Consider the following 11,057-nt stretch of genomic DNA (forward strand, 5'->3'; position numbering starts at 1 on the left):
GACCATCACCCCTCTATGCTCAGCGCTCGTCCGCCCACTGGTGGACGAGGGACTTCCATGCATCGGGGGATGGCATGAGCAGTGCTCACGTGCCGCCGCAGACGGAGCGGGCCATGGCCGAGAGGGCGCCGGCCGGTCCGCCGCCCACCCCGCCCCACGCGAGTGAGGCGACCCGGCTGCTGTGCGCGGGCGTCTATCTGGACTCCGGCTACCGGGACCGCGTCATCGAGGAACTCCACCTCAACGAACAGCGGATCGTGGCGCCTTCGCTCGGTTTCGACGCGGCCAGGGTGCTCGCCCACGCGCTGCGGGCGCGGCGCCAGGAGCTGGTCTGGGCGGGCGCGATCGCCGCGCTGTGGCTGGTGGGCATGCCGCTCAGCGGCGGGCTGCTCGCGCTGTACCTGTGGCCCAGCATCTGGCTCGCGCTCGCCCCGTGGCTGCGCGGGCGGGCCGCGCGGCCGCCGCTGTACCGCGTGGCCTTCGCCTTCCTGGCGCGGTGGTGGGGGCGCGCGTGGTTCGCCGCGCTGTTCGTCCTCACCGTCTTCGCCGCGTTCGGCGGGGGTGCGGCCGACGAGCCGTCCTACGACCCCTACGGGTACGGCAGCCCCGAGGACTTCTCCGACTCGCTCACCCCCACCGTGGAGACCTGGCAGGCGTGGTTCGCGCTCGTCGTGCTGGCGCTGATCGCGCTGTGCGTACACGCCCAGCGCACCCAGTTCAGCCGGGCCCTCGCCGCCGAGCTGTCCCCGCAGCGCTTCCCGGACGCCACCGCCGACCCCGCCGAGCGGGCGCCGAGCCCCCGCTTCCAGCGGCTCAGGCAGCGCATCCGGCTGGAGCAGCACGCCCCGCTGGTCATGTACCACGAGGCCCGCCCCTTCTGCGGTGCCGGAGACGCGTACGACACCTGGGTGCTCGCCGTGGAACTCAAGCCGGACGAGCTGACGAAGGAGCGGCAGCCGCTGAGCAACCGGGCGATCCTGGAGAAGATCCGCCCCCGCCTGGAGCAGCTGCGCGTCCCGGCCGAGTACGCGGGCCCCGGCGTCCGGGACCGGCTGCGCCGGCTGGAGATCGACGAGTGCGTGTTCCTCCCGGCGGAGGGGCTCCTCACCCGCGACCAGGCGCCGTACACCCCCGAGGCGTTCGAGGAGCACCGGGCGCGGGCCGTGGAGGAGGGGGCCGAGAAGCGGCGGCACTTCCTGCGCGTCCGGGTCGGCGGCTGGGACGAGGAGCTGGTCGTCACGGTCTACGTCCGCGTCCACACCCAGGGCGGCATGCTGATGCTGGAGATCGCCCCGCATGTGCTGACTCCGGTGCGCGAGGACTTCAAGGACGCCGACCGGATGGCCCACCGGTTCCGCCACAACAACTCCCTCGGCAAGGCCGTCACCGCCCTCGTCCTGGTACCGGGCTCGGCGGGCCGGGCGCTCGCCCAGCTGGGCCGGGGCCTGGTGCACGGCTGGCGGCTGCTGACCGGCGGCTACGCGGGTGCCCTCCCCGACGGCCCCGCCCTCTCGGTGCGCGAACTGGGCTCCACGCCCGTCGGCTCGCTGTTCCAGGAGATGGACGTGGCCCGCTATCTGCGCGGCGTGCAGGACCGGGTGGCCGACGGCGTGCGGTCCGCGCTCGCCGAATCCGGTTACCAGACCGGCGAGTTCGTCCGGAAGATCGTCAACATCCGCAACGGTGACGTGCACATCGGCCGCGTCGAGGGCAGCACCTTCGCGGTCGGCAGCCACGCCACCGCCACCTCCATGAGCGCGCCCGCGCCGCAGAAGGGAGCCGGAAATGGCCGGTGACGAGCCGAACATACGCCTCGGCGATGTGTCAGGGAGCACCTTCGCCATCGGCAGCCATGCCCACGCCGAGAGTCACCACCATGGCTCGGGCGACTCGGGTGACCAGGAACTCCTGCGTGCGGTACGGGAGTTGCGTGCCGACCTGGAGAGGGTGCGGGGCACCGAGCAGACGGCCGCGCTGGACGCGGCGCTCGCCGAGACCGAGACCGAGATCACCCGCACCGGCCAGGCGGGCCCCACCCGCCGGGAACGCCTGCGGCAGCTGCTGGACGACTCGCAGGCCCTGCTGAGCGTGCTCGCCTCGGCGGGCGCCGTGGCCGGCCTGCTCGGAATGTGACCGGAAGACCAGAAGGGGGCCGCGATGAGCGGGGGAGAGCGGTACTGGAACGAGGACACCCAACGCTGGGAGGACGGCACCGCCACCCGGGCCGGGGCGACCCCACCACCCCCGTCCCGCCCGGCCCACCCGCCCACGGCTCCCGCCTGGCCCCCGGCCGAGCCCTCGGAGGCCGCCGACGCCCCAGCCCCCACCTGGCCACCCGCAGACCGACGCACACCCCCTGACGCCTCCCGGCCCCCGGCCGACCCCTCGGCCTGCGTCGACCCGCCGGCCTCTGCCGACTCCTCGGCCCCTGCCGACCCGCCGACTTCCGCCCTGCCCCCGACTGCTCCCTCGGCCTCCGTCGACCCGCCGGCCTCCGCCGACTCCTCGGCCCCTGCCGACCCGCCGGCTTCCGCCCTGCCCCCGGCTGCCCCCTCGGCATCGGCCGACCCGGCGGCATCCTCCTGGCCGCCCGCAGGCCGGCGGACGCCCCCTCACGCCCCCTGGCCGCCGGCCGAGCCCTCCGCGCCCGTGGACCCGCCGCCCGCCGCCTGGCCGCCCGCGCACCATGCCGATCCGCAGACCTCCGCCTGGCCGCCCGCGCCCCCCGCCGAGCCCCCGACCGCCTCCTGGCCCCCCGCCGGCTCGACCTCGGCGCTCCCGGCCACCGCCCCCTGGCCCCCCGCCGACCCGGCCCCGGTGCCGCCCGCCAAGGGCCCCAGTCGCCGGGTTCTCTGGTCGGTGATCGTCGGTGCGGCGGCGGCCGGGGTCGCGGTGAGCCTTGTGCTGACGCTGGTCGTCGGCCAGGACGAGGGCGACGACCAGCGTCCCGCCGCCCGGCACACCCCCTCCGCCCGGGTGTCCGGCAGTCAGAGCCCCGCCACCACCACACCCACACCCACCCCCGCGCCCAGCGCACCCCCCGCCGGATACGAGGTGCGCGACGACACTGAGGGCTTCCGGGTCGCGGTGCCCGAGGGATGGACGCGCGCCGAGGTGCCCTCCCAGTACGGCATGTCCGTGGTCAACTTCCGCAGCCCCGACCGGGAGCGCAGGCTCCAGGTGTACGAGGTGTCGGAGGGGTCCCCGGACGCCTCCTTCGAGCTGTATCTGTCGGCCGGGACGGCGAAGCCGCGCGGCTTCGAGAAGCTGGCGCTGACCAACCTCGACGAGGGCGACTTCACCGGCTCCCGCCTGGAGTACGTGGCCGACACCATCCGGGACGAGCCCGAGGTGGGCACCTGGCACGTCTATGACGAGCGGTTCGTCGCGGCGGACGGCAAGATCTACGCCCTCGCCGCGTACGGCGCCGACGCCGACGGCCGGGACGACGAGCTGGAACTCCTCACCACCGCGCTCGCCTGGTTCTGCCCGCCCGGCATGAACTGCGACCCGGACGGGAACGCGGCGCTGGACTGATCGAATCGACCCGGTTCGCTCCTGTGCGTACCGCCGTCGTGATCTATGCCACCCTCACGCGTCCGATTCCTCCGCCTTTCTCCCGTAATTTCCGTGACGCAGCACACTTTCGGCCACTGAATGCGCATGCGGTTCGCCGGCCGAGGGCATGCGGTCATCCGCCCGGACGTGGCAGCTCTGTCACGCAGGGCGGCTGAACAGGAACGGAAGGCAAAACCGATCATGGCGGACAGAACGGAACGACCGGCTACGGCCACCATTCACGCGGGAGGCGAGTGGCTGGAAGCAGACTCCGGCGCGACCCGCGAGATCCTCGACCCCGCGGACGGCCGCCCCTTCGCCGTGGTCGCGGAGGGTGACGCCAAGGACGTCGACCGTGCGGTGGCCGCCGCGCGCCGCGCGTTCGACGAGGGCCCCTGGCCGCACACCCCGGTCGCCGAGCGCGCCGCCCTGCTGCGCCGCGTCGCCGACCTCCTGGTGCGCGACCGCGAGGAGCTGGGCCTGCTGGAGAGCCGGGACGCGGGCAAGACCGTCGAGGAGGGCCGCGTCGACATCGACTGCGTCGCCGACGCCTTCCGCTACTTCGCGGACCTGGTCGCCGCCGAGGCGCCCGGCCGGGTGGTCGACGCCGGCTCGCCCGACATCCACAGCGTCGTCGTGCACGAGCCGGTCGGTGTCTGCTCGCTGATCACCCCCTGGAACTATCCGCTGCTCCAGGCAAGTTGGAAGATCGCCCCGGCGCTCGCCGCGGGCAACACCTTCGTGATCAAGCCCAGCGAGATCACCCCGATGACCACCATCGCGCTCATCGAGCTGCTGGTGGAGGCCGGACTCCCCGAGGGCGTCGCGGGCCTGGTCACCGGCCCCGGCCACACGGTGGGCGCCCGCCTCGCCGACCACCCCGACGTCGACCTGGTCTCCTTCACCGGCGGCCTGGTCAGCGGCGTCAAGGTGGCCCAGGCGGCCGCGCCGAGCGTGAAGAAGGTCGCCCTGGAACTCGGCGGCAAGAACCCCAACGTGGTCTTCGCCGACGCCTGCGCCACCGAGGAGGGCTTCGACACCGCCGTCGACCAGGCCCTCAACGCCGCGTTCATCCACAGCGGCCAGGTCTGCTCGGCGGGCGGCCGGCTCATCGTCGAGGAGTCCGTCCGGGACCGCTTCGTCGCCGAACTCGCCCTGCGCGCCCGGAAGATCAGGCTCGGCCGGGGCACCGTACCCGGTGTCGAGTGCGGCCCCCTCGTCTCCGAGCAGCAGCGCGCCAGGACCGAGGACTTCGTCGCCTCCGCGCTCGCCGAGGGCGCGCGCCTGGTCTGCGGCGGCAAGCGCCCCGAGCCCACCGCCGACCGCCCCGAGTCCGGCTACTTCTACGAGCCGACCGTCCTCGACCACTGCCACCGCGAGATGCGCGTAGTGCGGGAGGAGGTCTTCGGACCCGTCCTCACCGTCGAGACCTTCCGCACCGAGGACGAGGCGATCACCCTCGCCAACGACACCGAGTACGGCCTCGCGGGCGCCGTCTGGACCGCCGACGCCGGCCGCGCCCGGCGCGTCGCCGGCCGGCTGCGCCACGGCACCGTGTGGATCAACGATTTCCACCCCTACCTGCCGCAGGCGGAGTGGGGCGGCTTCGGCAAGAGCGGCACCGGCCGCGAACTGGGCCCCGCCGGCCTCGCCGAGTACCGCGAGACCAAGCACGTGTACCAGAACCTCGCCCCGAGCCCGGTGCGCTGGTTCGCGGGCTGATCCCGGCCCCCCGAGACCTCCTCGTACGACCTCCCTGCCCCCAGGAGTCAGACACCCCATGCCCGAACACATCCACGAGTACGACTACGTCGTCGTCGGCGGCGGCACGGCGGGCTCCGTCATCGCCTCCCGCCTGACCGAGAACCCGGACGTCACCGTCGCCGTCATCGAGGGCGGCCCGAGCGACGTCGACCGCGACGACGTGCTCACGCTGCGCCGCTGGATGGGCCTGCTCGGCGGCGACCTCGACTACGACTACCCGACCACCGAGCAGCCGCGCGGCAACTCCCACATCCGGCACAGCCGGGCCCGCGTCCTCGGCGGCTGCTCCTCGCACAACACCCTGATCTCCTTCAAGCCGCTCCCGTCCGACTGGGACGAGTGGGAGCAGGCGGGGGCGACGGGCTGGGGCGCCGTCCCGATGGAGGCGTACTTCGCCCGGCTGAAGAACAACATCGTCTCGGTGGACGAGAAGGACCGCAACGCCATCGCGCGGGACTTCGTGGACGCCGCGCAGTCCACGCTCGGTGTGCCGCGTGTCGAGGGCTTCAACAAGAAGCCGTTCACCGAGGGCGTCGGCTTCTTCGACCTCTCTTACCACCCCGAGAACAACAAGCGCTCCTCGGCCTCCGTCGCCTACCTCCACCCGGTGATGGACGAGCGCCCGAACCTCCACCTCTTCCTGGAGACCTGGGCGTACAAGCTGGAGCTGGACGGCACCCGCGCCGAAGGCGTCCACGTGCGCACCAAGGACGGCCAGGAACTGCTGGTCAAGGCGCGCAACGAGGTGGTGCTCTGCGCGGGCGCCGTCGACACCCCGCGCCTGCTGATGCACTCGGGCATCGGCCCGCGCGCCGACCTGGAGGCCCTCGGCATCCCGGTCGTGCTCGACCTGCCCGGCGTCGGCGAGAACCTGCTCGACCACCCGGAGTCGGTCATCGTCTGGGAGACCAACGGACCCATCCCGGAGAACTCCGCGATGGACTCCGACGCGGGCCTGTTCGTCCGCCGTGACCCCGAACACGCGGGCCCGGACCTGATGTTCCACTTCTACCAGATCCCGTTCACGGACAATCCGGAGCGACTGGGCTACGAGCGGCCCGAGTTCGGCGTCTCCATGACCCCGAACATCCCCAAGCCCAAGAGCCGCGGCCGCCTTTACCTCACCAGCGCCGACCCCGAGGTCAAGCCCGCGCTGGACTTCCGGTACTTCACCGACGAGGACGACTACGACGCCAAGACCCTGGTCGACGGCATCCGTATCGCCCGCGAGGTAGCGAAGTCGGAGCCGCTGGCCCACTGGCTCAAGCGCGAGGTCTGCCCCGGCCCCGAGGTCCAGGGCGACGAGGAGCTGAGCGAGTACGCGCGCAAGGTCGCGCACACCGTGTACCACCCGGCCGGCACCTGCAAGATGGGCGCCGCCGATGACGAACTCGCCGTGGTGGACCCCGAGTTGCGTATCCGGGGTCTGAACGGCATCCGCATAGCCGACGCGTCCGTCTTCCCGACGATGACCGCGGTGAACCCGATGATCGGAGTGCTCATGGTCGGGGAGAAGGCCGTCGAACTGATCGGTGGTGACGCGCGATGACGCTCACTGTTCCCACCCGTAAGCCGCCCACCTCCGCCGCAGAGTCCGGCGCGCCGGTCTTCGCCGTCGACGGCCTGTGGAAGGTGTTCGGACCCAAGCCCGAGCGCGTCCCGGCCGACCCCGAGCTGGCCGCGCTGAGCCCCGCCGAGCTGCGCGCCGAGACCGGCTGCACGGCCGCCGTGCGGGACGTGTCCTTCGAGGTCCGCAAGGGCGAGGTCTTCGTCGTCATGGGCCTGTCCGGCTCCGGCAAGTCCACCCTGGTGCGCTGCCTGACCCGGCTGATCGAGCCCACCGCCGGCACTATCTCCATCGACGGCGAGGACGTGCGCGCCATGGACCGCGGCCGGCTGCGCGAACTGCGCCGCCACCGCGCCGCGATGGTCTTCCAGCACTTCGGCCTGCTGCCGCACCGCACCGTCCTCGACAACGTCGCCTACGGCCTGGAGATCCAGGGCATGGGCCGCGCCGAGCGGCGCGAGAAGGCCGCCGAGGTCGTCGCCAAGGTCGGCCTGGAAGGCTTCGAGAAGCGCCGTCCGGGTCAGCTCTCCGGCGGCCAGCGCCAGCGTGTCGGCCTCGCCCGCGCTCTCGCCGTCGACCCCGAGGTGCTGCTCTTCGACGAGCCGTTCAGCGCGCTCGACCCGCTGATCCGGCGCGACATGCAGGACGAGGTCGCCCGCCTGCACAGCGAAGAGGGCCGCACCATGGTCTTCATCACCCACGACCTCACCGAGGCCCTCAAGCTCGGCGACCGCATCGCCCTGATGCGCGACGGCCGCGTGGTCCAGCTCGGCACCCCCGAGGAGATCGTCAACTCCCCGGCCGACGACTACGTCCGCGAGTTCGTCCGCGACGTGCCGCGCGAGCAGGTCGTCACCTGCCGCACCGCCATGCGCCCCGCCTCCCTGGAGGAGGCCGGCAGCGGCCCCGCCGTCCGCCCCGAGGCCCCCGTCGCCGAGGCCATCGAGGCCGTCGCCCGCGCGGGCGAACCGGCCCGGGTGATGGACGACGGCACCTGCATGGGCGTCGTCGACTCCGACGCGCTGCTGAACGTGGTCGCGGGCACCGGCACGGCCGCCCCCGCCGAGCGGGAGGCCGAGCCCGCCCTCGTGTCCGCCGCCCCCGAGCCCAAGGCGGTCTGATGGCTACCATCACCGCCCCCACGGCCCGGCGCACCCTGCCCGGCCTGCTCAGGTCCCGCCCGGCGGCCAAGCTCCTCACGCTCGCCGTCGCCGCCGTGATCCTCGTCCCCCTGCTCGACAGCCGCTGGGGCAGCGGACACTGGCCGCACGCGCTGACCGTGAGCCTCACCGGCCCGCTCGGCGACGCCAGCGACTGGGTGATGAACAACCGGGACAGCCACCCGCTGTTCCTGTACTTCTTCGGCCACATCAGCAACGCCGTCGTGCTCTGCGTACGCGGTGTCTACCTGGCCCTGCTCGCCATGGGCTGGGTCGGCGTCACCGCGCTCGGCGCCCTGGTCGCCTGGCGGGTGGCCGGGGTCAGGCTGGCCGCCGGTACGGCCGTGGCGTTCCTCGCCTGCGGCGCGCTCGGTATGTGGCTGCCCACCATGCAGACGCTCGCGCTCATGGTGGCCGCCGTACTCGCCTCCGTCGCCGTCGGCGTCCTGCTCGGCCTCGCCGCCGGGCTCTCCGACCGGCTGGACCGCGCCCTGCGCCCGGTGCTGGACACCATGCAGGTGCTTCCGGCCTTCGCCTACCTGCTGCCCGTGGTGCTGGTCTTCGGTATCGGCGTCCCCGCCGCCGTCCTCGCCACCGTGGTCTACGCCGCCCCGCCGATGGCGCGTCTCACCGCGCTCGGCCTGCGCGGCGCCGACCCCGAGGTGCTGGAGGCCGTGCGCTCGCTCGGCGCCACCTCGCGCCAGCGGCTGCTGACCGCCCGTATCCCGCTGGCCCGCAAGGAACTCCTGCTCGGCCTCAACCAGACGATCATGATGGCGCTGTCCATGGCCGTCATCGCCTCCGTCATCGGCGCCGGCGGTCTCGGTGACCGCGTCTACCAGGCGCTCGCCTCCGTCGACGTCGGCGCCGCCCTCGCGGCCGGCATCCCGATCGTGCTGCTCGCCGTCGTCCTGGACCGCGTGACCGGCGCCGCCGGCCGCGCCGCCGACAACGCCGGCGAATCCCGCGGCAGGACGTGGCTCCTCGCGCTCGCGGCCACCGTCGCCGCGGCGGTCGCCGCCCGGCTGATCGGCCGCGCCGAGTGGCCCGGGGGCGCGACCCTGAACATCGCGGAGCCGGTCAACCACGCCGTCAACTGGATGACCGCCCATCTCTACTCCGGCGTCCCCGTCATCGGCGGCACCGCCGACTGGGCCGCGCACTTCACCACCTGGATGCTGGACCCGCTGCGCGACGGCCTGCGCGCGCTGCCCTGGTGGTCGGTGCTGCTGCTGGTGGCCGCGCTCGCCTGGCTGATCGGCACCTGGCGCACCGCGCTGACCGCCACCCTCGCCATGGCCGCGATCGGCGTGCTCGGCGTGTGGGACTCCTCCCTCGACACCCTCTCCCAGGTGCTGGCCGCCGTCGCCGTCACCCTGGTCCTCGGCATCGCCACCGGCATCGCGGCCGCCCGCAGCGACCGCGTGGAGCGGATACTGCGCCCGGTGCTGGACGTGTTCCAGACCATGCCGCAGTTCGTCTACCTGATCCCGGTCGTCGCCCTGTTCGGCGTCGGCCGCGCCCCCGCCGTCGCCGCCGCCGTGGTCTACGCCCTCCCGGCCGTCGTCCGGATCACCGCGCAGGGCCTGCGCCAGGTCGACCCGGCCGCGCTGGAGTCGGCCCGTTCGCTGGGCGCCACCGGCCGCCAGCAGCTCTGGCAGGTCCAGCTCCCGCTGGCCCGGCGCTCGCTGCTGCTCGCCGTCAACCAGGGCGTGGTCCTGGTCCTCGCCGTCGTCATCATCGGCGGCCTGGTCGGCGCGGGCGCCCTCGGCTACGACGTCGCCTTCGGCCTCGCCCAGGGCGACCTGGCGACCGGCCTGGTGGCCGGTGCCGCGATCGTCTGCCTCGGCCTGATGCTCGACCGGGTGACCCAGCCCACCGGCCGCCGCACGAAGAAGGGAGCGTGACATGCGATTCCGTACGACCCTCTCGGTGAGCGTCGCGGCCGCGTCCGCGCTCGCCCTGCTCACCGGCTGCGGCGCCGCCGACATGACCAAGCAGGCCAGTCCCTTCGCCAACGCGGGCGGGGCCAAGTCCCTCACCCTGTCCGTGCAGTCCTGGGTGGGCGCGCAGTCCAACGTGGCCGTGGCCAAGTACCTGCTGGAACACAAGATGGGCTACCGCGTCGACACCGTCCAGGTCGACGAGGTCCCCGCCTGGGACGCGCTCAGCCAGGGCCGCGTGGACGCCCTGCTGGAGGACTGGAGCCACCCCGAGCAGGAGAAGCGGTACGTCCACGACAAGAAGACCGTCTCCTACGCGGGCGGTCTCGGCGTCACCGGGCACATCGGCTGGTTCGTGCCGACGTACTTCGCCAAGCAGCACCCGGACGTCACGAACTGGAAGAACCTCAACAAGTACGCCTCCCAGTTCCGCACCGCCGAGTCCGGCGGCAAGGGCCAGCTCATGGACGGCTCCCCGGCCTACGTCACCCATGACAAGGCCCTGGTGAAGAACCTGAAGCTCAACTACCAGGTCGTCTTCGCCGGCTCCGAGGCCGCGCAGATCACCCAGATCAAGCAGTTCGCCAAGGAGAAGAAGCCCTTCCTGAGCTACTGGTACACCCCCCAGTGGCTCTTCAAGAAGGTCCCGATGACGGAGGTGAAGCTCCCGCCGTACAAGGAGGGCTGCGACACCGACACCGCGAAGATCACCTGCGCCTATCCGAAGACCCCGCTGCGCAAGTTCCTCAACGCCGACTTCGCCAAGTCCGGCGGCAAGGCGGCCGCGTTCCTGAAGAAGTTCCAGTGGACGACGGAGGACCAGAACGAGGTCTCCCTCATGATCGCCGATCAGAAGCTCAGCCCGGAGGAGGCCGCGAAGAAGTGGGTGGAGGCCCACCCGGAGCAGTGGAAGCGCTGGCTTCCGTGATCTGACGCCGGAGGGCGGACGGGGGGGCGGGCCCCCGGGGGGGCGGGCCGCCCGGGCCCCCCCCGGGGCGGGGTAGGGGTGGGGGCCGCGGGGGTTATCCCCCCGGCCCAAAGGTGTGGTGACCCGCTAGCGGTGGC

Annotated in this window: 8 protein-coding genes; all 8 read left to right on the forward strand. The window is 72.9% G+C overall.

The features are described 5' to 3' along the window. Positions 1–74: 74 nt before the first annotated feature. The 8 genes from ACIGA3_RS26885 (at position 75) to ACIGA3_RS26920 (ending at position 10,920) form a co-directional block, all read left to right on the forward strand. The gene (locus tag ACIGA3_RS26885) at positions 75–1,796 is read left to right on the forward strand and encodes a hypothetical protein (RefSeq protein ID WP_399720478.1); all 1,722 of its coding nucleotides are present in this window, start codon (positions 75–77) and stop codon (positions 1,794–1,796) included. Continuing rightward, positions 1,786–2,133, forward strand: coding sequence for a hypothetical protein (locus tag ACIGA3_RS26890; RefSeq protein ID WP_399720480.1), 348 nt, complete (start codon positions 1,786–1,788; stop codon positions 2,131–2,133). The genes ACIGA3_RS26885 and ACIGA3_RS26890 overlap by 11 nt, the downstream gene beginning before the upstream one ends. A gap of 24 nt (positions 2,134–2,157) precedes the next feature. Continuing rightward, a complete protein-coding gene (locus tag ACIGA3_RS26895) occupies positions 2,158–3,537 on the forward strand; it encodes a hypothetical protein (RefSeq protein WP_399720483.1) in 1,380 nt (459 codons plus the stop codon). 222 nt (positions 3,538–3,759) lie between these two features. Beyond that, positions 3,760–5,280, forward strand: coding sequence for an aldehyde dehydrogenase family protein (locus ACIGA3_RS26900; protein ID WP_399720485.1), 1,521 nt, complete (start codon positions 3,760–3,762; stop codon positions 5,278–5,280). Positions 5,281–5,338: 58 nt separating this feature from the next. After that, complete coding sequence (locus tag ACIGA3_RS26905) at positions 5,339–6,871, forward strand: GMC family oxidoreductase (protein ID WP_399720488.1); 1,533 nt, start codon at positions 5,339–5,341, stop codon at positions 6,869–6,871. Then, positions 6,868–8,010, forward strand: a complete 1,143-nt coding sequence (locus ACIGA3_RS26910) for a glycine betaine/L-proline ABC transporter ATP-binding protein (protein ID WP_399720490.1) — start codon at positions 6,868–6,870, stop codon at positions 8,008–8,010. The genes ACIGA3_RS26905 and ACIGA3_RS26910 overlap by 4 nt, the downstream gene beginning before the upstream one ends. Further along, entirely contained in the window at positions 8,010–9,956 is a 1,947-nt protein-coding gene (locus ACIGA3_RS26915; RefSeq protein WP_399720492.1) for an ABC transporter permease, read from the forward strand. The genes ACIGA3_RS26910 and ACIGA3_RS26915 overlap by 1 nt, the downstream gene beginning before the upstream one ends. Before the next feature lies 1 nt (position 9,957). After that, positions 9,958–10,920: an ABC transporter substrate-binding protein gene (locus ACIGA3_RS26920; protein WP_399720494.1), complete on the forward strand. Its 963-nt coding sequence runs from the start codon at positions 9,958–9,960 to the stop codon at positions 10,918–10,920. The last annotated feature ends 137 nt before the right edge of the window (positions 10,921–11,057 follow it).

Origin of the sequence: Streptomyces sp. NPDC085596 (assembly GCF_044541565.1) — a bacterium.
In the GTDB taxonomy this organism is placed as follows: Bacteria; Actinomycetota; Actinomycetes; order Streptomycetales; family Streptomycetaceae; genus Streptomyces.